Raw genomic sequence first — 22632 nt, forward strand, 5'->3', positions numbered from 1 at the left:
GAAGCCTCCTCAACCGTTGCTTCTGCTGGTGTCGATGCGGGCGAGCGACGCCTTCGTCACCCGGTCGAGAAGGATCGCCAGGATGACGATGCCGAAGCCGGCGACGAGGCCGACGCCGAGTTCGAGCGAGCGGATGCCGCGCAGGACCAGCACGCCGAGGCCCGGGGCCGAGACCAGCGAGGCGATGACCACCATGGCGAGGCTCATCATGATCGTCTGGTTGACGCCGGCCATGATGTTGGGCAGCGCCAGCGGGATCTGGACGCCGAACAGCTTCTGCCGCGCGGTCATGCCGAAGGCGTCGGCGGCCTCGATCACGTCCTGGTCGACCAGCCGGATGCCGAGGTCGGTCAGCCGGACCACCGGCACGATGGCATAGAGGATGATGGCAATGCCGTAGAGCTTGGGCTCGGTGACCGAGAACAGGAAGATCAGCGGGATCAGGTAGACGAAGGGCGGCAGCGTCTGCAGCATGTCGAGGACCGGGATGACGAATTTCTGAAACCGGTCGCTGCGCGACATGGCGATGCCGATCGGCACCCCGAACAGCACGCATATGAAGGCGCAGACGAAGATGATCGCCAGCGTCTGCATTGCCGCCTCGTAATGGTTGATGAAGGCGAGCAGCCCGATCGAGAGGCCGACGAAGGCGACCAGCCGCCACGACCGCGTGACGAGCCAGGTGATCAGAAGCAGCGCCGGGATCACGATCCACCACGGCGTCTGCGTCATCAGCCAGAGCATGTCGCGCAGCATCCAGCTCAGCGGCTGGGTGAGCGGATCGATGACGAAGCGCAATCCGTCCCGGATCGCGAGGAACCCGGTTTCGAGGCCCTGGGTCAGGTCCTGCGACGGCGGGATCGCCGGGCAGGCCTTGTTGAGCGCGTCGAGCGAGGGAAAGGGCCAGTTCCACAGCGACGGGCCGTGGGTCGAGGTGCCTTGGGCCTTGGCGATCAGATCGGCCATCGACATCATGCCGTTACCGCTGCCGCCGGCGGTACACCAATCCTTCAGCCCGAGGGCGTCGAAGAGTTGTTCGTATGCTGCCATTCGCCTTGCGGGCCACGCTTTGCGCGCTCCCGTCCATGTTGTTTCAATCGAAAAGGACGGGGCCGTCCGCCGGCCCCGTCCGGGAATGCGCCGCGGGGCGCCTGCGGATCAGCCGCTGGTCAGCTTCGCGAGCTTCTTCTGGGCGGCGGGCGACAGCCAGCCTTTCCAGACATCCGGGTAGCTGGTGATGAAATGCACCGCCGTCTGCTGGCCGTTGGCCTTGTTCTTGTCCTGCCAGGCGAGCAGCTTCGACATGGTCGAGGTCTTGAAGCTCATCTTGCTGAAGAAGGCGGTCTCGGCCGGGTGGGTCTTGGCGAATTTCGCGGTCACCGCGGTCAGGATCGGCGCGGCCGGGAAGTCCGAGACCTGCGGGGTGGCGGTGGCCTTGTTCTGCAGCTCGGCGAACGCGGCCTTGTCGTAGTCGCCCAGCTTGACCCGGGTCATGTCGTATTTGCCCATGACCACGGTCGGGCCCCAGTAGTAGCCGAACCACGGCTTCTTGTCGGTATAGGCCGCGCCCAGCGACGAGGCGAGGGTCTGGCCCGAACCGTGGTCGAAGACCTTGATGCCCGACGTCCCAAGGTCGAGCGCCTTGATCAGGTTGTCGTTGACGATCCGGCAGCCCCAGCCGTCGGGGCAGTTGTTGAAGCGCCCGCCGACCCATTCGGGATGGGCCATGACGCCCTTGATCGTCTTCAGCTCGGGATGTTCCTTGGCCAGGTAGGTCGGGATCCACCAGCCCTCGACCCCGCCGGGGGTGAGGATCTGGTTCACGCGCTCGATCTTGCCGGATTTCTCCAGCTTCTTGTAGGCGTCGCCGGCCGAGTTCAGCCACAGGTTGGTGACGACGTCGGGACGGCCGTTCTCGGCCACCGAGGTGATCGCCGGCACGGTGTCCGACTTCACCAGGCTGACCTTGCAGCCATAGCCCTGCTCGAGCAGGAATTTCGCGATATTGGTGGTGACCTCGGCGGCGGCCCAGTTCATCTGGGCGATCGAGACGTTGCCGCATTCGGCGCCGGTCGCGGCCGCCTCGGCCTGCATCGGCGCGCCAAAGGCCAGCACGGCCGCGCCCGCGGCCGCAGTCAGCATCAGATTGCGCATGTCAGAATCCTCTTGATGGTTCTTTCATGGCCGGACAGGGCCGAGCGGACCGCGCCAGGGGCGCGCGCCGGTCCTGAGAATGAATGGAGATACACCGGGGGGTATTTGCAGCAAAAGGCTGCAATTCCGTGCACTTGGGCACTGGCGAGTCGATGTGATCTCTCTCGGCCATCGGCGGGGGCGTAACAACTCTGCCGGCGGTCAGCAACCACCCGCCGATCACAAAACAATGGCTTGCGTCGGGGCAGGTGTCGGAATTCCGTTCCCCCCCGGGGGCGACGCTCAGGGGCTGGCCGACAGCCCCATCGCCGCCGCGATCAGCCCGGCGGTCAGACGCACCGATCGGCTCAAGGCGGCCTCGTCGAAATCGAAATGCGGGGTGTGGTGGTCGTCGGCCAGGTCGGCGCCGAGGACGAAGATCCCGGCCCTGCCGCCGCGCCGGGCGACCCGGCGGGCGAGGTTGGTGGCGTCCTCGCTGGCGCCGAAGAGGAAATCCGGCAGCAGCGCGGGGAAGGCGCCGGTCTCGGCATTCACCTCGGCTGCCCAGTCGGCGATTTCCGCGGGGTTCTCCCAGGCCTCGGCGCCGCCTGCCGGGGCGATCTCGCACCCCACGCCATGCGCCGCCGCCGTGCCCTCGATCAGTGCCCGGCAGCGGGCGTCCAGCGCGGCCAGGCCGGCGCTGTCGCCGGCGCGGATCTCGAAGCTGAACCGGGCCTCGTCGGGGACGATGTTCACCGCCGTCCCGGCGGTGAGCGTGCCGACATTGACCCGGGTGCCGGGGGCGCTCGACTGGGCCAGGGCGTGCAGCGCCGGCACCATCTGGCAGGCGGCGAGCAGGGCGTTGCGGCCCAGCTCGGGCGACTTGCCGGCATGGGCGGCGCGGCCGGTCAGGGTGACGCCGTAGCGCCGGTTGGCGAGGAAGCCGTGGACCTTCAGCGCCGCCGTGCCCGAGGGCACCCGCAGCCCGAGGTGGATGGCGAAGAACAGGTCGACATCGTCCATCCAGCCGGCCTCGACCACCGCGTTGGCGCCGCGGCCGCCTTCCTCGGCGGGCTGGAACAGCAGCTTCAGCTTGCCCCGTCCGGTTCCGAGCCAGGGCTGCAGCAGCCGCGCCGTGCCAAGGCCGATGGCGGCGTGGCCGTCATGACCGCAGGCATGCATGACGCCCGGCAGCTGCGAGGCATAGCCGCCCGCCGCCGGGGCGTGGTTGCCGCCCGCTTCGTGGATCGGCAGGGCGTCGATATCGACCCGCAGGCAGACGGTCGGCCCGGGCCGGCCGGTGTCGTAGAGCGCGACGCAGCCGGTATCGCCTGCGCCCGGCCCGGGATCGGCGGCCAGCCCCATGCGCGGGACGTTGCCGAGGAATCCCGGGCCGTGGACGGTGTCGTAGCCCAGCGCCTCGAGTTCCGAGACGATTCGGGCCGTGGTCGCGACCTCCTGCCAGCCGAGTTCGGGATGGGCGTGGAAATGGCGGCGCAGCTCGATCAGCCAGAGCTGCAGCGCGTCGGCGCCGCTGGCGAGCCGGTCGGTCAGCGCCGGGTCGAGCCGGGGCGAGGGCAGGGCGGTGGTCATGGTGGCAGGCTAGGGGGCGCGGGGCCCGCGCTCAAGCGCCTTCGCTGCCACCGGCGGTTGCGCGCGGGGGCGGTTGCGGCGATCCTGTCACCGAACAAACCCCGGAGCCCGCCATGCGCCTCGTCGATCTCTCCCGCCCGCTCGAAAACACCGAATACGCCGACCCGCCGGGCGCGGCGCCGAAGATCACCTATTTCGACCACAGCCAGACGGCACAGCAGATGCTGGCCTTCTTTCCCGGGGTGACCCCGGATCGGCTGCCGGGCGGCGAGGGCTGGGCGATCGAGCAGATCACCCTGACGACGCATAACGGCACCCATCTCGACGCGCCGTGGCATTTCCATTCGACGATGGATGGCGGCAAGCGGGCGATCACCATCGACGAGGTGCCGCTCGAGTGGTGCATCGGCCCGGGCGTCAAGCTCGACTTCCGCCACCTGGCCGACGGCCACGTGGTAACGGCGGAAGAGGTCGCGGCCGAGCTGGAGCGGATCGGCCACGCGTTGCAACCCGGCGATATCGTGCTGGTGAATACCGCCGCGGCGGCGGCCTACGGCACGCCGGCCTATGTGCCCTCGGGCTGCGGCATGGGGCGCGAGGCGACGCTCTACCTGACCGAGCGCGGCGTGCGCGTCACCGGCACCGACGCCTGGAGCTGGGACGCGCCCTTCGTCCACACCGCCAAGCGGGTGGCCGAGACCGGCGATGCCGGGCTGATCTGGGAAGGCCACCGCGCCGGGATGGAGCGGGCCTATTGCCATATCGAGAAGCTGGCCAATCTCGAGGCGCTGCCGGCGACCGGCTTCGAGGTCCAGTGCTTCCCGGTCAAGATCAAGGGCGCCAGCGCCGGCTGGTGCCGGCCGGTGGCGATTCTCAGGGACTAGGACCGCAGCAGGTCTTCGTCGGTCCGCCCGGCGTTCACGCCGGGCGCTGCCCTCGGGTCGGGATGCCGGCGTAAAGGGTCGGCCTCAGCCGTCGCGTCGCGGCACGTTCAGGCTGCGGGCGACGGCCGGGCGGGCGAGGAAGCGGTCGAGATAGGCGGGCACGTTCTTCAGGTCGCGCCAGCCGACCAGGCCCTCGCCGTGGTAGATGTCGCGCAGCACCCGCAGCCACGGCCCGATCGCCATGTCGGCGATGGAATAGTCGCCGGCGATCCAGTCGCGGCCCTGCAGCTGCCCCTCAAGCACCTTGAGGATCCGCGCCGTCTCGTCGGCATAGCGTTGCAGCGGGCGCTTGTCCTCGATCGCGAGCCCGGCCTCGGTATGGTAGAAATAGCCCAGCTGGCCGAACATCGGCCCGATGCCGCCCATCTGGAACATCAGCCATTGCAGCACCTGGTAGCGTTGTGCCGGCGCCTGCGGCAGGAATTTCCCCGTCTTCTCGGCCAGGTAGATCAGGATGGCACCGGATTCGAACAGCGGGAACGGCGTTCCCTCCGGCCCGTCCGGGTCGATGATCGCGGGGATCTTGTTGTTCGGGTTCAGCGACAGGAACTCGGGCGTCATCTGGTCCTGGCGCTTGAAGCTGACCGTGTGGGCGTCATAGGCGAGGCCGCATTCCTCGAGCATGACGGCGATCTTGATGCCGTTGGGGGTCGGGAAGGAATAGAGCTGGATCGCGTACGCGTCGCGCGGCGGCCAGCGGCGGGTGATCGGGAAGGCGGAGAGGTCGGTCATCGGGGTCCTCGTCGGTCTGGATGCGGCGCCGTTCCCTTGTGCCATAGTCAATTCGGCTCGGGATTGACATAAGTCATGCTATTGCTGGTGACACGCGCGGGTAACGCGCAGTTGAGGACAATCCATTCAGGGGATAGCGATGCTCAAGGAATTCAAGACGTTCATCGCCAAGGGCAATGTCATGGACATGGCCGTCGGCATCATCATCGGCGCCGCTTTCACGGCGATCGTCAAGTCGGTGGTCGGCGATCTGATCAACCCGATCATCGGGCTGATCGTCGGCGGCATGGACTTCTCAAACATGTATGTCGTTCTCAGCGGCTCGGTCGAGCCCGGCACCGGGCTGGCGGCAGCGCGCGAGGCCGGGGCGGCGATCTTCGCCTATGGCGCCTTCCTGACCGCGGTGCTGAACTTCCTGATCATCGCCTTCGTCGTCTTCCTGCTGGTCAAGGGCGTCAACCGGGCCCGCGAGGCGGTGGAGAAGAAGGAGGAGCCGGCGCCGGAAGCCCCCAAGGGCCCGACGCAAGAGGAACTGCTGGCCGAGATCCGCGATCTGCTGAAACGGCAGGCGGCAGGGTAGGGCGCCGATACAGATCATCCGTTGCACCCGGCGGGAACCGCCGGGCAGCGCCCGACCCGCCCCCCACCGGGGCGGGCGCTTCTGGCGATGGCGGTGCGAAGCTCGCGCGGCCGGGGCCCTTGAGACCGCTGCGCGTCAGCCAGCACCGCCCCGGTCGGGTCGGGCGCCGCCCTCGTTTCTCGGCACGCCCCGGGAGCAGGCTCTTAGGACTCTCGCGCCGACTAGCCCCTAGACCTCAAGCCGTGGCGCGATATAACGGCGGCCGCGTCTTTCCAGATCAAGGGCCCCTTCATGTCGCGTTACGACCCCGCCGCCATCGAGCCGAAATGGCAAGCCGCCTGGGATCAGGCCGGCACCTTCGCCGCGCGCCGCGATCCGGCCAAGCCGAAATACTACGTGCTCGAGATGTTCCCCTATCCCTCGGGCCGCATCCACATGGGCCATGTGCGCAACTACACGATGGGCGACGTCATCGCGCGCTACAAGGCGTCCTGCGGCTTCTCGGTGTTGCACCCGATGGGCTGGGACGCCTTCGGCATGCCGGCCGAGAACGCGGCGATGGAGAAGGGCGCCAACCCGGCCGACTGGACCTACCAGAATATCGAGGACATGAAGGCGCAGATGCGTCCCCTCGGCTTCTCGCTCGACTGGAGCCGCGAATTCGCGACCTGCGACCCGGAGTATTACGGCCAGCAGCAGGCGATGTTCATCGACTTCCTGGAGAAGGGCCTGGTCTACCGCAAGAAATCGGTGGTCAACTGGGATCCGGTCGACATGACCGTGCTCGCCAACGAGCAGGTGATCGACGGCAAGGGCTGGCGCTCGGGCGCCGCGGTCGAGCGCAAGGAACTGACGCAGTGGTTCTTCCGCATCTCGGATTTTGCCGGTGAGCTGCTCGATGCGCTGGACGGGCTGAAGGACTGGCCCGAGAAGGTGCGGCTGATGCAGGCCAACTGGATCGGCAAGTCGCGCGGCATCGAGATCGATTTCCACCTGACCCGGCCGACCGCCGGGATCGAAACCATTCCCTGCTACTCGACCCGGCCCGACACCATGCACGGGGCGAGCTTCATCGCCATCTCCTTCGATCACCCGCTGGCCAAGGCGCTGGAGGCCGAGAACCCCGATCTGGCCGCCTTCAATGCCGAATGTCGCCGACTGGGCACCTCGGAGGAGGCGCTTGAGACGGCCGAGAAGCGCGGCTTCGACACCGGGCTGGCGGTGCGGCACCCGACCGAGGACCGCGAGCTGCCGGTCTGGATCGGGAATTTCGTGCTGATGGATTACGGCACCGGCGCCGTCTTCGGCTGCCCGGCGCATGACCAGCGCGACCTCGACTTCGCCCGCAAATACGGCCTGACGGTGCGCAACGCCTTCTACCTGCCGGGGCAGGAAGAGGAGGTCGGCAACGTCGCGCTGGTGCCGGCCAAGGAAGAGCCGGTGGTCTATGTCAACCATTTCGCCGGCATTGCCGAGGCGACCAGCCAGCAGGCGATCGACCGCACCATCGACTGGTTCGAAGCCAAGGGGCTGGGCCGCGGCCAGACCCGCTTCCGCCTGCGCGACTGGGGCCTGAGCCGCCAGCGTTACTGGGGCTGCCCGATCCCGGTCGTCCATTGCGAAAGCTGCGGCGTGGTGCCGGAGAAGAAGGAGAACCTGCCGGTCGAGCTGCCGCGCGACGTCTCCTTCGACAAGCCGGGCAACCCGCTCGACCGCCACCCGACCTGGCGCGACTGCGCCTGCCCGAAATGCGGCGCGCCGGCCCGGCGCGAGACCGACACGATGGACACCTTCGTCGACAGCTCGTGGTATTACGCCCGCTTCACCGCGCCCCATGCCGACACGCCGACCGTGGCCGAAGAGGTCGATTACTGGATGAATGTCGACCAGTATATCGGCGGCATCGAGCACGCGATCCTGCACCTGCTCTATTCGCGCTTCTTCGCGCGAGCCATGAAGATCACCGGCCATCTGCCTGAAAAGGCGATCGAACCCTTCAACGCGCTGTTCACCCAAGGGATGGTGACGCACGAGATCTACGTCACCCGGGACGAGCGCGACCGGCCGGTCTATCACCTGCCGGAAGACATCGAATGGCATGAAAGCGGCGCCCGGCTGGGCGCGACGGGCGAGGCGGTCGAAGTGATCCCCTCGGCCAAGATGTCGAAATCGAAGAAGAACGTCGTCGACCCGGTCAACATCATCGACCGCTTCGGCGCCGATACCGCGCGCTGGTTCATCCTGTCCGACAGCCCGCCCGAGCGCGACGTTGAATGGACCGCCGCCGGGGCCGAGGCCGCCTACAAGCATCTCGGCCGGGTCTGGCGCCTGGCCGACGAGGTCGACAAGCGCGGCAAGGGCGACACCGCCCATGACGCGGCGCTGCTCAAGGCGATGCACAAGACCATCGCCGAGGTCACCCAGGGCGTCGAGGGCTTCGCCTTCAACAAGTCGGTCGCGGCGCTCTACGCCTTCACCAACGCGGTCCAGAAGTCGGACGCCTCGGCCGAGGCCAAACGCGAGGCGATGAAGGTGATGGCCCAGCTGATGAGCCCGATGACGCCGCACCTGTCGGAAGAGATCTGGGCGATGCTGGGCGGCGAGGGGCTGGTGGCCCACGCGCCGTGGCCGAAGGCGGATCCGGCGATGCTGGTCGAGAACAATGTCACCCTGCCGATCCAGATCAACGGCAAGCGGCGCTCGGAGATCTCGGTGCCCAAGGACATGCCGCGGGAAGAGGTTGAAAAGCTCGTGCTGGCGGATGAGACTGTGGTCAAGGTGCTGGCTGGCGGCACCCCCAAGAAGCTCATCGTGGTGCCGGGCCGCATCGTCAATGTCGTCATCTGATCGCCGAACCTTCCTGACCCTCCTGGCCGCCCTGCCGGCGGCCGCCTGCGGCTTCACCCCGGCCTACGGGCCGGGCGGCCCGGCTGCGGGGCTGCAGGGCCAGGTTCGGGCCGACGATCCGAGCGACAAGGCCGGTTTCGATTTCGTCGGCCGGATCGAGGAACGGCTCGGTCCGCCGCAGGGGGCGAAATACCGGCTCAGCTACCGCATCGAGACCTCGACGAAAGGCATCGCGATCACGCCCGAGAACGTGACCACGCGCTACAATGTCGACGGCTCCGTCGCCTACGCGCTGCACGACGCCAGCGGCAAGGTGGTGACCGAGGGCAAGGTGTCGAGCTTCACCTCCTATTCCGCCACCGGCAGCACCGTGGCGACGCTGGCCGTGCAGGCCGATGCCGAGACGCGGCTGATGCGGATCCTGGCCGACGACATCGTCACGCGGCTGATCGGTTCCGCCGGGGCGTGGAACAAATGAAGCTCTCGGGCGCCGAGGCCGGCCGCTACCCCGCGCGGCCCGATCCCAGGCGAACCGGGCTGTTGCTCTATGGCAGCGACGCGATGCGGGTGGCGCTGAAGCGGCAGCAGGCGATCGCGGCGCTGATCGGGCCCGAGGGCGAGGCCGAGATGCGGCTGACCCGGATCCCGGCGGGCGAGTTGCGCAAGGACGGGGCGCAGCTGCTCGACGCGGTCAAGGCGCAGGGCTTCTTTCCCGGCCTCCGCGTCGCCTTCGTCGAGGATGCCACCGACGGTCTCGCCCCGACGATCAAGGCCGCGCTCGAGGACTGGCGCGAGGGCGATGCCGTCATCGTCGTCACCGCCGGCCAGCTCAACGCCCGCTCGACCCTGCGCAAGCTGTTCGAGGGCCACGGCAATTCCTATGCCATCGGCATCTATGACGATCCGCCGGGGCGCGAGGAGATCGAGGCCGAGCTGGCCAAGGCCGGCCTCAAGGACATCGACCGCGAGGCGATGACCGACCTGACGGCGCTGGCGCGGGTGCTGGATCCGGGCGACTTCCGGCAGACGGTCGAGAAGATCGGCCTCTACAAGTTCGGCGACGAGACGCCGCTGATGCCGGCCGATGTCGCCGCCTGCGCGCCGGCCTCGATCGAGGCCGGGGTCGATGACCTGATCGACATCGTCGCGGCAGGCGAGCACGGCCGGATCGGCCCGGTGATGCGGCGGCTCGAGGGCCAGGGGGTGACGCCGGTCGCGCTCTGCATCGGCGCGCTGCGCCATTTCCGCGCCCTGCATGCCGCCGCCGCCAATCCCGGCGGCGCCGCCGAGGGGCTGGCCCGGCTGCGGCCACCGGTCTTCGGCCCGCGCCGCGACCGCATGCTGCGGCAATTGCGCGGCTGGGCGCTGCCCCGGCTGGAACAGGCGCTGCAACTCATCATCGAGACGGACCTCACCCTGCGCTCGACCTCGCGCGCGCCCGCGATGGCGCTGGTCGAACGCACGATGATCCGCCTTGCCATGCTCTCCAAGCGATAGGAAACGCGATGTCCCATACCGGCTATACCGTGATCGGCAACGTGAGCAGCCGCGCCGCCCGGGTGCTGTGGATGCTCGAGGAGCTGGGCCAGCCCTACGAGCATATCCCGGCGCCGCCGCGCTCGGAGGGCGTCGTCGCCTTCAACCCGGCCGGCAAGGTGCCGGTGCTGATCGACGACGGCACCCCGATCACCGATTCCACCGCCATCATCCAGTACCTCGCCGACAAGCACGGTGCGATGACCCACAAGGCGGGGACGTTGGCGCGCGCGCGCCAGGACAGCCTGACCCAGTTTCTGCTCGATGAGTTCGACGCGGCGCTGTGGATGGCCGCCCGGCACAGTTTCGTTCTGCCCGAGGAACTGCGCCATTCGGCGATCAAGTCGTCGCTGAAATGGGAATTCGAGCGCAGCCAGAAGACCCTGGTCGAACGCTTCGGCGAGGGGCCGTTCCTGATGGGCGAGGAGATGACGGTGCCGGACATCATCCTGGCCCATTGCCTGGTCTGGGCGCTGGGGGCGAAGTTCCCGATCACCCAGCACCGGCTGACCGACTACCTGGAAATGATGCGCGCCCGCCCGGCCTTCCAGCGCGCGATGGCGAAATAGCCCGCCGCCGACGCTTCGGCGTCGCGAACGGGGCGGCGGCGGCCGCTTGCCTCGACTAGCCAGGGCGGGCGCAGGCGACAGGACGGGACGGAAATGGCGGTACTTCTGGGCGTCGATACCGGCGGCACCTATACCGATGCGGTGGTGGTGGACGAGGCCGGCGAGCGTGTCATCGCCGCGGCCAAGGCCCTGACGACACGGGCCGATCTGGCGCGCGGCGTCGGTCGGGCCGTCGACCGGGCGCTGGCGCAGGCCGGCGTCGCGGCGGGTGACGTCGCCATGGTGTCGCTGTCGACGACGCTGGCGACCAACGCGCTGGTCGAGGGCCAGGGCGGCCGCGTCGCGCTGGTCTTCATCGGTTTCGACGACGGCGATTTCGCCCGCGCCGGGCTGGACGCGGCCCTGGGCGGCGACCCGGTGATCCGCCTTGCCGGCGGCCACGGTCCGGCCGGCGCCGAGGCGGCACAGCTCGACCTCGCAAGGCTGGAAGCCGAGCTGGCCGCGCTGGCGGGCGCGGTCGAGGGCTTCGCCGTCGCCGCCCGCTTCGCCGTGCGCAACCCGGCGCACGAACTGGCCGCGGCCGGGGCGATCCGCCGGATCACCGGCCGTCCGGTCACCTGCTCGCACCAGCTCTCGGCCAATCTCAACGGCCCGAAGCGGGCGCTGACCGCGGTGCTCAACGCCCGCCTGATCGGCATGATCGCCCGCCTGATCGACGCCTGCGCCGGCCATCTGGCGGCGATCGGCGTCGATGCGCCGCTGATGGTGGTGCGCGGCGACGGCGCCCTGATCTCGGCCGAACTGGCCCGCGAACGGCCGATCGAGACCATCCTCTCGGGGCCGGCGGCCAGCATCGTCGGCGCCCGCTGGCTGACCGGCGAGACCGACGCCCTGGTCTCGGATATCGGCGGCACCACGACCGACATCGCCCTGCTCAAGGACGGCAAGCCCGCCATCGACCCGCAGGGGGCGCAGGTCGGCGGCTGGCGGACGATGGTCGAGGCGGTGGCGATGCGGACCACCGGGCTGGGCGGCGACAGCGAGGTCCATATCACCGAGGGGCTGGCGGCCGGGCTGCGTCTCGGTCCGCGCCGGCTGGTGCCGGTGTCGCTGCTGGCGACCGAGGCGCCCGAGCTGGTCCATGCCGCGCTCGACGCCGCCCTGCGCAGTGCCGCGCCGGGCGAGGCGGCGGGGCGTTTCGTGCTGCCGACCGGGGCCGCGGCGCCGACCGGCCTGGCCGCGCGCGAGGCCGCGGTCTGGGCCCGCATCGCCGCCGGCCCGGCGCCGCTGTCCGAGGTGCTGAAGACCCGGGTCGAGGGCGCCGCGCTCGACCGGCTGGTGGCGCTGGGGCTGGCGGCGATCTCGGGCGTGACGCCGTCGGATGCCAGCCACGTGCTCGGCGGGCTGGAGGGCTGGGATGCGGCGGCGGCCGGGAAGGCGCTGGCGCTGATGGCGCGGCGCCGCGACGCCCGCGGCGACCCGCTCGCCGCCGGGGCCGAACCGCTCGCCCGCGCCATCGTCGCGCAGCTGCAGGACCAGACCGTCGATTGCCTGCTGGAAGCCGGTTTCGCCGAGGATGACGCGTTAGACGGAGCGGGCTGGGACGCGCCGGAGAGGCTCGCCCGCCACCCGCTCACCCGCGCCGGCCTCGCCCGTCACCGCGGCGTGGTGGCGCTGGAGGTCCGGCTCGGCGTCCCGGTCGTCGGCCTCGGCGCCTCGGCGCCGAGCTACTACCCCGCGCTCGGCGACCGTCTCGGCACCCGCATGGTGCTGCCGGACCATGCCGGCGTGGCCAACGCCATCGGCGCCGTCGTCGGCCATGTCTCGATGCGGGCCGAAGTGCTGGTGACCAGCCCGGCGGAGGGCCGCTTCGCCGTCCACCTGCCGGCCGGGGCCGAGATCTTCCCCAGCCGCGACGCCGCGCTGGCCGCCGCCGAAACCGCCGCGCGCCAGGAGGCGGAAACCCTCGCCCGCCAGGCCGGGGCCGAAGACCCCCGGCTGACGGTCGCGCGAGAGGTCAGGGAAGCCGAGGTTGAGGGCCGGGCGATGTTCGTCGAGGCCCGGATCCGCGCCACCGCGACCGGCCGGCCGCGCATCGCCCATGCGGTGGAGATGGACGGATAGGGCGGCGGCGGGGGGCTGTCCGCCCCCCGCACCCCCCGAGGATATTTTCCAGCAGAAAGTTGGCAGAAGGGCTGCCTATGCGGTTCTTCTTTGCGAAAATACTCCGGGGGTCCGGGGGCAGGGCCCCCGGCCTCATTCGCCGTAAGGCACCCAGACGGTCTTGACCTCGGTCGCCTGGCGCAGGAATTCGCGGCCTTCTCCCTCCGCTCCGAACCAGTCGCGGGCGCGGCCGTTGTTGACCCAGCTCCGTTTTAGGTTGCCGGCGCTCTCGCGCTCGACGAGGGCCGAGAGATCGGCCGAGGAGAAGCTCCAGACCGCGTCGACATCCATGTGGCCGGCGAGCGTCTTGGCCAGATCGGCCGGGTCGCCGGTGACGATGTTGACGACGCCGGCGGGCAGGTCGGAAGTGTCGAGGACCTGGTAGAAATCGGTCGCCGCCAGCGGGTGGGCGAAGCTGGGCACCAGCACGCAGGCATTGCCCATCGCGATCGCCGGCGCCATCACCGAGATCAGCCCGAGAAGCGGCGCCTCGTCGGGGCAAAGTGCGCCGATCACGCCGCAGGGCTGGTTCATCGCCAGGGCGATGCCGCGGATCGGCACCGACTTGGCGGCGCCGTCGAACTTGTCGGCCCAGGCGGCATAGGCGAACAGCCGGGCGATGGCCGCCTCGACCTCGGCTTCGCCCTGGCCGCCGGTCATCGCCTGCAGCCGGGCGGCGAATTCCCCGGCCCGGGCCGAGAGGTTCTCGGCGATGTAATAGAGCACCTGGGCCCGGTTGTGGCCGCTGGCTCTGGCCCAGCCGCCGGCCTTGTGCGCGGCCTCGACGGCGTTGCGGATGTCCTTGCGGTTGCCCTCGCCGACATGGCCGAGCAGGGCGCCCTTGGGTCCCCAGACCGGGCGCGAATAGCCCGAGTCGGGCCGCGCCTGCTTGCCGCCGACATACATCTTGGCGGTGCGGTCGAGCGCCGGTGCCTGCGGGGTGGCGGGCTCGGGGTTCGGCGCCACCGGCTTGAGCGCGCGCGCCTTGGCGTCGGGCTCGAGATAGGCCAGCAGCCCCTCCCAGCCGCCTTCGCGGCCGAAGCCGCTCTCGCGGATGCCGCCGAAGCCGGCGGCGGCGTCGAACATGTTGGTGCCGTTGACCCAGACGACGCCGGCGGCGAGCTTGGGCGCGATGTCGAGGGCGAGATTGATATTCTCCGACCAGATCGAGGCGGCGAGCCCGTAGCGGCTGCTATTGGCCAGCGCCACCGCCTCGGCCGGGGTGCGGAAGGTGGTCGAGACCAGAACCGGGCCGAAGATTTCCTCCTGCATCAGCCGTGAGGACGGCTCGAGCCCGGTGATCAGCGTCGGCGGGTAGAAGCAGCCCTCGGGCAGGGCGGTCTCGGCGCGGTAGGTCTCGCCCTCGGTGTTGCCGTCGACCATCTCGGTGATGGTCTTGAGCTGGACCGGATCGACGACGGCGCCGACATCGATGCATTTGTCGAGCGGGTCGCCGAGGCGGAGCCCGTCCATGCGGCGTTTCAGCTTGTCGTGGAAGCGTTCGGCGATGCCCTCCTGCACCAAGAGGCGCGAGCCGGCGCAGCAGACCTGGCCCTGGTTGAACCAGATCGCGTCGACCAGCCCCTCGACGGCGCTGTCGATATCGGCATCCTCGAAGACGATGTAGGGCGACTTGCCGCCGAGCTCGAGCGTCAGGGCGATGCCGCGGCCGGCGGTGGCGGTGCGGATCCGGCGGCCGACCTCGGTCGAGCCGGTGAAGGCGATCTTGTCGACCTCGGCCTCGACCAGCGCCGCGCCGGTGGCGCCGTCGCCGGTGACGATGTTGAGCACGCCCGGCGGCAGCCCGGCCTCGCGGCTGATCTCGGCGAAGAGCAGCGCGGTGAGAGAGGTGTATTCGGCCGGCTTCAGCACCACGCTATTGCCGGCGGCCAGGGCGGGCGCGACCTTCCAGGCCAGCATCAGGAGCGGGAAGTTCCACGGGATGATCTGGCCGCAGACGCCGAGCGGGGCCATGCCGGGCTGTTCGCTGGCCAGCAGCTGGGCGAGGCCGGCGTGGTAGTAGAAATGGCGGGCGACAAGGGCGACGTCGATATCGCGGCTCTCGCGGATCGGCTTACCGTTGTCGAGGGTTTCCAGAACCGCCAGCAGGCGGGCATGCTTCTGCACCAGCCGGGCGAGGGCGTAGAGCACCTTGGCGCGCTGGTGGCCGGACAGGCCGGCCCATTTCGGCTGGGCCTTGCGGGCGGCGGCGACGGCGGCGGTCACGTCCTCGGCCGTGGCCTGGGTGACCTGCGCCAGCTCGTGGCCCGTCGCCGGGTTCCGGGTCGCGAAGGTGGCGCCGGGCTTGGTGAAGGCACCGTCGATGAAATTGCCGAAGCGGCGATCGTGTTTCTCGAGCCAGGCCTGCGCCTCGGCGTCGGATTCGGGGGCGGGGCCGTAGCTCATGGTCTCGAAAATGTCGCGCACGGTCATGGCTTATCCCATCGGATGGCGGTTGGCGGCCGAGTAGCGGCCGGTGACGAAATGTTCCAGCTGGCGCTCGATATCGCCCAGCAGCGAGGAGGCGCCGAAGCGGAACAGGTCGGGCTGGAGCCAGGGCAGGCCGAGCTCGTCCTTCAGTAGCGCCAGGTAGGTCAGCGCGTCCTTGGCCTTCGAGATGCCGCCGGCGGGCTTGTAGCCGACCTTGTAGCCGGTGCGCGCCTCGTACTCGCGGATCGCCCGGATCATCGTCAGCGAGACCGGCAGCGTGGCGTTGACGCTTTCCTTGCCGGTCGAGGTCTTGATGAAATCGGCGCCGCCCATCATGCAGACCAGCGAGGCGCGGGCGACGTTGCGCAGGGTGCCGAGCTCGCCGGTGGCGAGGATCGCCTTGACATGGGCCTCGCCCGCCGCCTCGCGCATCTCGCGCATCTCGTCATAGAGCCGCTGCCAGTTGCCGGTCAGGACATGGCGGCGCGAGATGACGATGTCGATCTCCTTGGCCCCGGCCTTCACGCTCTCGCCGATCTCGGCGATGCGCAGCTTGTAGGGCGACAGGCCGGCGGGGAAGCCGGTCGAGACGGCGGCGACCGGAATTCCGCTGCCTTCCAGGGCCTTGACCGCGGTCTCGACCATCTCGTGATAGACGCAGACGGCGCCGGTCGTCAGACCCTCCATGCCCAGTGCCGCGAGCAGGTCGGGCCGCACCGGCTGGCGCGCCTTGGCGCAGAGCCGGCGCACGCGGCCCTCGGTGTCGTCGCCCGACAGCGTCGTCAGGTCGATCAGGCTGACGGCCTTGCACAGCCAGGCGGCCTGGAATTCCTTCTTGACGCTGCGGCGGCCGGGCAGGGTGGCGGCGCGGCGTTCGATGGCCGAGGTGTTGGCCTGCGCGGCGGCGACCCAGTCGAGGTCGAGCGCCATGCCCGGGTTGCGGGCGTGGCTCAGCTGCGGCAGTTGCGCGGAGGCGGCCGTTGCGGCGGTGGCGGGCGCCGTGGTGGCGGTGGTATCGGTCTGCACGGGTTCCTCCCTGGCGGGCAGGGGGCGAAACTGGCACGTGGGGCGGGCGAGCGCAAGATTGTCGCAGGGTCCGTCCGCCCGGAAATCGCGCGCCCCGGTTCCCGGCTCGGTTCCCGCTTCAGTTCCCGGCCGGCGCCGCCGGGGTCAGCCTGGTGATCCCGACCGCCGCCGCCCGGGCCAGCGCCGGGTCGAGCGACATCGGGATGTATTCGCCGCGCCGCCAGAGCTCGCCCAGGTCGTCGTAATGGCGGCTGAGCGGATGGCCGGATTCGCCGGTCGAGATGATGAAGACCGACGAATCGGGATCGGCGAAATCGTAGACCCCGCGATAGCCGGCGCCATGGACGTTGAGGAACGGGTTCGGCCCGGTCGCCTTGGTCAGGCCGCGCATCAGCGTGTTGTCGCCGCCCGAGGTCGACTGGCGGATGTTGACGAAGTAGCGCAGCACCGGGATCTTGCCCAGAACCGGGTGATCCTGCATCGCCTGGTGGGCGTCGCCCCAGCGCCAGCTCTCGATGTTCTTGCCGTAGTGCTGCGACAGCCACAGCAGCGCGTCGTCGAGCGACATCCGGGCGATGTCGGTGCAGCTTTCATGCGCGGTCGACTGGACGATGTCGCACCAGGCGCTGGCGCCGTCGGTGTTGCGGAACACCCGCTCGATGAAGACCGGGTCGGGGCGGGCGAAATCGGCCGCCAGGGGCCCGAGCTCGTCGCTGATCAGCCGCTTCTGCAGGTGCAGCATCCAGGCGGCGTAGATCAGCGGCTCGGGCAGGTGCTCGTTCATCTCGCCGTTCCAGTCGGCCAGCATCTTCAGCGCCTTCTGCCGCATCGCCTTGGGTGTGCCCGCGGGCGCGGCCTCGCCCTGGTACCACAGGTTCTTGGCGATCAGCGGCAGCAGCGACCGGGCGGTGAAGCTGACGGTATCGAGCTGGGCCTCGATGAAGCTCTCGCGGGTATGGACGTCGCGGTCCTTCATCAGCTTGAGCCAGCGCTGGATGCGCTGGGTGTCGCCCCAGTCGAAGGTGACGTTGAGCGGGAACGGCCGGTCGACCGTCTTGTTGTTGGTATTGCCGAGGATGCCGGTCGAGGGGTCGACGAAGCTCGGATTGGCCGAATAGGGCAGGAAGCCGCTCCAGCGGTTTTCCTTCTTCCAGCCCGGGCTGGGCATCCGGCCCTGGGTCTCGTTGGCGGCGTCGCGGCGCGGCATCTTGCCGATCATCTGCATCGCGATGCCGTTCTTGTCGGCCAGCATCAGGTTCTGCGACGGCGCCACGAACAGCCGGCCGGCTTCGATCGCCTCGTGCACCGAATGCGACTTCATCAGCCGCATGCCCGAGGTCATCGAGGTGTCGTCGCCGGTCAGCACGGTCCAGGACACCGAGGCGACGGCGCCCGGCGGCGTCACCGAGGCGAGGTCGTAATGCGAGCCGGGCAGGACCGGGCCGTTCTCGGTCCAGCGCAGGGTGACGGTGATCGGCTTCTCGTCCTTGATCCGGATGATCGAGTGCCGGGTTTCGAACGGTTTCCAGCCGTCGGGGGTCAGGTATTCCTGCGGGTCGTCCGGGTTGACCTTCTCGATATGGACGTCCTGGTCGTCGAGATAGGACGAGGTCAGCCCCCAGCCCAGCGTCTTGGACCGGCCCAGCAGCACCAGCGGCACGCCGGGGATGGTGGCGCCGATCACCCCGCCTTCCTTCAGCTGCAGCCGGGCGAGATACCAGATCGAGGGCGCGGTGAAGTCGAGATGGGGATCGTTGGCGAGCAGGGAGCCGCCGGCGGCCGAGCGGCTGGGCGCCGCCGCCCAGGCATTCGAGGCGCCGCCGAAATCGCGCGGCTTGAACGGCGACAGCGGATCGTCGGCCACGTTCAGCGCGGCATAGCTCTTGTGGAGCTTCGGGAACAGGCTGGCGTAATCGGGCAGGGCGGCGATCGCCTTCAGCGGATCGTCGGGCAGGATGTCCCTGACCCGCGCCGGCGGCAGGATCATCGAGACCCGCGCCCGCAGCACCTCGTCCTCGAGAGAGGTCGACATCTGCACCGCCATCAGCTTGAGGATGGCGATCGAATCCGCCGGCTGCCAGGCGGCGATCTTGTTCGAGAACAGGAAGAACTCCGGTGCCCCGCGGCCCATCGCGCGCTGGTTGACGAGGTTGATCCAGGCATTGACACCGCGGGCATAGGCCTCGAGCGCCGCCTTGGTCGCGTCGTCCTGCGCCGCCACCGATTTCACCGCCAGCCCGTAGATGTCCAGCCGCCGCATCAGCTCGTCGGTCTTGGCGGTCTTGGCGCCGAAGATCTCGGACAGCCGGCCCTGGGCGGTGCGGCGCAGCATGGTCATCTGCCACAGCCGGTCCTGGGCATGGGCGAAGCCGAGGGCGAAGAACACGTCCGGATCGCTCTTGCCGAAGATATGCGGCACGTCGGAATTGTTGCGCACGATCTCGACCGGGGCCGAGATGCCGCCGATGGTGTAATCCGCGTTGTAGTCCGGCAGCGAGCGCGTGAGGAACCAGTAGCCGATCCCGGCCGTCGCCAGCGACAGCAGGATCAGGGCGGTGAGGATGCGCAGGAGCCAGCGAAAGGCGGTGAGCATGTGCAGGCTTTTCTTGACGGGCGGGGAGGAGCGGTTAGTTAGGCTGGGAACCTAACGCATGGATATGAAGGGGGGAAGTCATGGCGAAGCTGGCATTCCTGGGTCTCGGGGTCATGGGCTATCCGATGGCCGGCCATCTGGCGAAAGCGGGGCATGAGGTGACGGTCTACAACCGCACCGCGGCCAAGGCCGAAGCCTGGGTGAAAGAACATGGCGGCGCCCTTGGCGCAACCCCGGCGGCTGCGGCAAAGGGTGCCGATTTCGTGATGGCCTGCGTCGGCAACGACGACGACCTGCGCTCGGTCTGCCTGGGCGGGGACGGCGCCTTCGCCGGGATGAAATCCGGCGCGATCTTCGTCGACCACACCACGGTCTCGGCCAAGGTGACGCGCGAGCTGGCGGCCTTGGCGGCGCAGGCCGGGCTGGGCTATGTCGACGCGCCGATCTCGGGCGGCCAAGCCGGGGCCGAGAACGGCGTGCTGTCGGTGATGTGCGGCGGCGACCAGGGCCAGTACGACGCGGCCGAGCCGGTGATCGACGCCTATGCCAAGATCTGCCGCCGCATCGGCGACAGCGGCATGGGCCAGATGGCCAAGATGATGAACCAGATCTGCATCGCCGGCCTGGTCCAGGGCCTGTCCGAGGCGCTCGCCTTCGGCGAGAAGGCCGGGCTCGACGGCGCCGCCGTGGTCGAGGTGATCAGCCAGGGCGCGGCCGGCTCGTGGCAGATGGCCAACCGCTACCAGACCATGCTGGCGGACGAGTTCGAACATGGTTTCGCCGTCGACTGGATGCGCAAGGACCTGGGGATTTGCCTCGCCACCGGCGAGGAGATCGGCGCGCCGCTGCCGGTGACGGCGCTGGTCGACCAGTTCTACAAGGACGTCCAGACGATGGGCGGCGGCCGCTGGGACACCTCGTCGCTGATCAAGCGGCTCAAGGCGTTCGGCTGAGGGCAGGGCCGGGGGCCAGCCCCGGGACCCCCGGGATATTTGAGTGAAGATGAAAGCAGGGCCGCATCTCCTTTCATCTTCATGAAAATATCCCCGCCGGAGGCAAGCCCGCCCGGTGGCGGGCTTTTCCTTTACGGGATGATCCGGGTGTATTTGACGCCGGCCAGGGCGGCGCCGGCGATCAGGCCGGTCTGGCCGAAGACCAGGGCGATGACCGGGGCCAGCTCGGTCGTGGTCGAGACGCCGATATTGCCGCCCTTGTCCTTGACCGCGTATTGCATGTCGGCGCTGGCGGCCCAGCCCGGGCCGGCGCGGAAATCGGCCAGCGCCTCGGGCGTCATGAAGAACAGCGCGTGGGCGTATTGCTGGGCGCCGATCTGGAAGCCGAACGAGGCCTTGGTCGCCGAGTAGTAGTCGACCGTGGCGCCGCCGACGCGCAGCGCGCCGCGGCCATAGGCGCCGCCGACGCCGAAGCCGGCCTCGGTGATCAGCGGCATGTAGAGCACGCCGACCGCCTTGTTCATCAGGTCCCGGGTGCCGGGATAATGGCTGATCAGGTAGTCGCGGGTGGCATCGACCCGTGCGTCGATCTTGGCGGCGGCGTCGCTGCCGATGCCGTTGCCGCAGGCGGCGGTCAGCGTCAGCGTGGCGCCCGCGCCGAGAAGGAATGTGCGTCGCGTAGGAGTGTTCATCTGCCTGTGCCTCATCAGAACGCCCTGCAAAGGGGCGGAACATATGGGCCTTTTAGCGGCCCTTGGCGCAAATCATAGGGGTTTCTCACGCGATTGTCACGCCACGCCAGCGCGAGGCGGCAGGGTCTTGCCGAGGTGCGGGCGACGGTCGGGCGGAGGCTCAGCCGCCGGCGCGCAGCATCCGGGCGGCGGCCGGGGCGAAATAGGTCAGGATGCCGTCGCAGCCGGCGCGCTTGAACGCCAGCAGGCTTTCCATCATCACCTTGTCGCCGTCGAGCCAGCCATTGCCGACCGCGGCCTGGATCATCGCGTATTCGCCCGAGACCTGGTAGGCATAGGTCGGCACGCCGAAGGTGTCCTTCACCCGGCGGCAGATGTCGAGATAGGGCAGGCCGGGCTTGACCATCACCATGTCGGCGCCCTCGCTCAGGTCGCGCTCGATCAGCCGGATCGCCTCGTCGGAATTGCCCGGGTTCATCTGGTAGGTCTTCTTGTCGCCCTGCAGCGCGCCGGTGGCGCCGACCGCGTCGCGGAACGGGCCGTAGAAGGCGCTGGCGTATTTGGCCGAATAGGACAGGATCGTCACGTTGCGGTGATCGGCGGCCTCGAGCGCGGCGCGGATGGCGCCGATGCGGCCGTCCATCATGTCCGAGGGGCCGAGGATGTCGGCCCCGGCATCGGCCTGGGCCATCGCCATCCTGACCAGTGCCTCGACCGATTCGTCGTTGAGGATCTCGCCGTTGCGAACGATGCCGTCATGGCCATTGGCGTTGTAGGGGTCGAGCGCGATATCGGTCATCACCGCGATCTCGGGCACCGCCGCCTTGATCGCCCGGATCGCCCGGTTCGACAGGTTGTCGGGGTTCCAGGCTTCCTCGCAGGTCTCGGTCTTGAGGCTGGGATCGGTATAGGGAAACAGGCAGATCGCCGGGATGCCCAGTTCTGCCGCCTCTTCCGCCGCCTTGACCACGAGGTCGACCGAGCGCCGCAACACCCCGGGCATCGAGGCTACCGGCTCCTCGACATTGTCGCCGTCGCGGACGAAGACCGGCCAGATCAGGTCCTTGACCGACAGGCGGTTCTCCTGCGTCAGGTCGCGCAGGGCGGCAGAGGCGCGGGTGCGGCGCAGCCGCGTGGTCGGGAACGGGGCGAGGGTGGGGCGCATCGCGGCCTCCGGTCTGTTCAGGGTGCTTCTGGGTGGCACGGATCTTATGTCATCTCAAGGGTAGGATTCCGCGCAGGGGCAGTCTAATCTCGCCGAAAAACGGCAAGCAGGGGCGGGGCGTGAACGTTTATCAGCAGGTTTTCGAACTGATCGACCTGAGGTCGTTCTCGAATCTATGGTTCTGGATCGCGCTCGCGGTGACCTGGTCGACGGCCAGCCATTGGGTGCTGGGCGTGCCCTTCGATATGATCGGCCGGGCGCGTCGCCATGGCGGCCAGGCCGAGGTCGACCTCGAGGACATGGTGCGGATCAACGTCAACCGGGTGCTGCATATCTCGCGCGTTTCGGGCATGTGGCTGCTGGCGCTGGCCTGTTTCCTGCTCACCCTGCTGGCGCTGCTCGGCTTCTACTACCATATCGAATTCGCCCAGGCGCTGTTGCTGCTGGCCTTCCCGATGACCCTGGTCTGGATGATGTCGATCCGCACCGCCCACCTGATCGAGAAGGGCGAGGGCAGCGGCGAGGCGCTGTGGCGGCGGATGACGCGGCACCGGTTCTACACCCAGCTGATCGGCGTCGTCGCGATCTTCGTCACCGCGATGTGGGGCATGTATCAGAACATGGTGCTGGGCGCGCTGGGGCATTGATGCCGCGGCCGGCAGCGAAGCCATTGACA

18 protein-coding genes are annotated in these 22632 nt (G+C 69.0%); 9 read left to right on the forward strand and 9 right to left on the reverse strand.

Annotated elements, in window-relative coordinates; all coding sequences use genetic code 11:
• Window positions 1-9 precede the first annotated feature (9 nt).
• From ACFOES_RS04885 to ACFOES_RS04895, 3 genes are all read right to left on the reverse strand, one after another.
• Entirely contained in the window at window positions 10-1050 is a 1041-nt protein-coding gene (locus ACFOES_RS04885; protein WP_377832056.1) for an ABC transporter permease, read from the reverse strand.
• A 108-nt stretch (window positions 1051-1158) separates the two neighbouring features.
• Window positions 1159-2154, reverse strand: a complete 996-nt coding sequence (locus tag ACFOES_RS04890) for an ABC transporter substrate-binding protein (RefSeq protein ID WP_377832057.1) — start codon at window positions 2152-2154, stop codon at window positions 1159-1161.
• A gap of 282 nt (window positions 2155-2436) precedes the next feature.
• Window positions 2437-3726, reverse strand: a complete 1290-nt coding sequence (locus ACFOES_RS04895) for an amidohydrolase (RefSeq protein WP_377832058.1) — start codon at window positions 3724-3726, stop codon at window positions 2437-2439.
• Between the two features lie 113 nt (window positions 3727-3839).
• Here ACFOES_RS04895 and ACFOES_RS04900 point away from each other — a divergent pair, with 113 nt between their 5' ends.
• A complete protein-coding gene (locus ACFOES_RS04900; RefSeq protein ID WP_377832059.1) occupies window positions 3840-4610 on the forward strand; it encodes a cyclase family protein in 771 nt (256 codons plus the stop codon).
• An 84-nt stretch (window positions 4611-4694) separates the two neighbouring features.
• On the opposite strand, the gene ACFOES_RS04905 is transcribed toward ACFOES_RS04900, so the two are convergent.
• Window positions 4695-5402: a glutathione S-transferase family protein gene (locus ACFOES_RS04905; protein WP_377832060.1), complete on the reverse strand. Its 708-nt coding sequence runs from the start codon at window positions 5400-5402 to the stop codon at window positions 4695-4697.
• 139 nt (window positions 5403-5541) lie between these two features.
• On the opposite strand from ACFOES_RS04905, the gene mscL reads away from it, so the two are divergent.
• From mscL to ACFOES_RS04935, 6 genes are all read left to right on the forward strand, one after another.
• Window positions 5542-5982 (forward strand): large conductance mechanosensitive channel protein MscL, encoded by a 441-nt coding sequence (gene mscL / locus ACFOES_RS04910; protein WP_377832061.1) that lies wholly within the window; start codon window positions 5542-5544, stop codon window positions 5980-5982.
• Between the two features lie 291 nt (window positions 5983-6273).
• The gene (leuS, locus tag ACFOES_RS04915; protein WP_377832062.1) at window positions 6274-8829 is read left to right on the forward strand and encodes a leucine--tRNA ligase; all 2556 of its coding nucleotides are present in this window, start codon (window positions 6274-6276) and stop codon (window positions 8827-8829) included.
• Window positions 8816-9307, forward strand: coding sequence for an LPS assembly lipoprotein LptE (lptE, locus tag ACFOES_RS04920; protein ID WP_377832063.1), 492 nt, complete (start codon window positions 8816-8818; stop codon window positions 9305-9307). Before leuS ends, lptE begins: the two co-directional genes overlap by 14 nt.
• Window positions 9304-10326: a DNA polymerase III subunit delta gene (gene holA, locus ACFOES_RS04925; RefSeq protein WP_377832064.1), complete on the forward strand. Its 1023-nt coding sequence runs from the start codon at window positions 9304-9306 to the stop codon at window positions 10324-10326. The genes lptE and holA overlap by 4 nt, the downstream gene beginning before the upstream one ends.
• Before the next feature lie 8 nt (window positions 10327-10334).
• Window positions 10335-10934: a glutathione S-transferase family protein gene (locus ACFOES_RS04930; RefSeq protein WP_377832065.1), complete on the forward strand. Its 600-nt coding sequence runs from the start codon at window positions 10335-10337 to the stop codon at window positions 10932-10934.
• 93 nt (window positions 10935-11027) lie between these two features.
• Window positions 11028-13058: a hydantoinase/oxoprolinase N-terminal domain-containing protein gene (locus ACFOES_RS04935; protein ID WP_377832066.1), complete on the forward strand. Its 2031-nt coding sequence runs from the start codon at window positions 11028-11030 to the stop codon at window positions 13056-13058.
• 132 nt (window positions 13059-13190) lie between these two features.
• On the opposite strand, the gene ACFOES_RS04940 is transcribed toward ACFOES_RS04935, so the two are convergent.
• From ACFOES_RS04940 to ACFOES_RS04950, 3 genes are all read right to left on the reverse strand, one after another.
• Window positions 13191-15530 carry an aldehyde dehydrogenase family protein gene (locus ACFOES_RS04940; RefSeq protein WP_377832067.1) on the reverse strand — a complete coding sequence of 780 codons (2340 nt, stop codon included), beginning with the start codon at window positions 15528-15530 and terminating at the stop codon, window positions 13191-13193.
• Between the two features lie 3 nt (window positions 15531-15533).
• Window positions 15534-16553 (reverse strand): deoxyribose-phosphate aldolase, encoded by a 1020-nt coding sequence (deoC, locus tag ACFOES_RS04945; protein ID WP_377832068.1) that lies wholly within the window; start codon window positions 16551-16553, stop codon window positions 15534-15536.
• Between the two features lie 118 nt (window positions 16554-16671).
• Window positions 16672-19146 (reverse strand): penicillin acylase family protein, encoded by a 2475-nt coding sequence (locus ACFOES_RS04950; protein WP_377832069.1) that lies wholly within the window; start codon window positions 19144-19146, stop codon window positions 16672-16674.
• Window positions 19147-19226: 80 nt separating this feature from the next.
• Here ACFOES_RS04950 and ACFOES_RS04955 point away from each other — a divergent pair, with 80 nt between their 5' ends.
• Window positions 19227-20099 (forward strand): NAD(P)-dependent oxidoreductase, encoded by an 873-nt coding sequence (locus ACFOES_RS04955; RefSeq protein WP_377832070.1) that lies wholly within the window; start codon window positions 19227-19229, stop codon window positions 20097-20099.
• Window positions 20100-20230: 131 nt separating this feature from the next.
• Here the strand turns inward: ACFOES_RS04955 and ACFOES_RS04960 are convergent, their stop codons facing one another.
• Together ACFOES_RS04960 and hemB are read right to left on the reverse strand one after the other, a co-directional pair.
• Window positions 20231-20791: a lipid-binding SYLF domain-containing protein gene (locus ACFOES_RS04960; RefSeq protein ID WP_377832071.1), complete on the reverse strand. Its 561-nt coding sequence runs from the start codon at window positions 20789-20791 to the stop codon at window positions 20231-20233.
• A 160-nt stretch (window positions 20792-20951) separates the two neighbouring features.
• On the reverse strand, window positions 20952-21956 hold the full coding sequence (hemB, locus tag ACFOES_RS04965; RefSeq protein ID WP_377832072.1) for a porphobilinogen synthase: 1005 nt from the start codon (window positions 21954-21956) through the stop codon (window positions 20952-20954).
• 119 nt (window positions 21957-22075) lie between these two features.
• On the opposite strand from hemB, the gene ACFOES_RS04970 reads away from it, so the two are divergent.
• Window positions 22076-22603 carry a component of SufBCD complex gene (locus ACFOES_RS04970; protein ID WP_377832073.1) on the forward strand — a complete coding sequence of 176 codons (528 nt, stop codon included), beginning with the start codon at window positions 22076-22078 and terminating at the stop codon, window positions 22601-22603.
• The last annotated feature ends 29 nt before the right edge of the window (window positions 22604-22632 follow it).

It is taken from the genome of Acidimangrovimonas pyrenivorans (assembly GCF_042643245.1).
In the GTDB taxonomy this organism is placed as follows: Bacteria; Pseudomonadota; Alphaproteobacteria; order Rhodobacterales; family Rhodobacteraceae; genus Acidimangrovimonas; species Acidimangrovimonas pyrenivorans.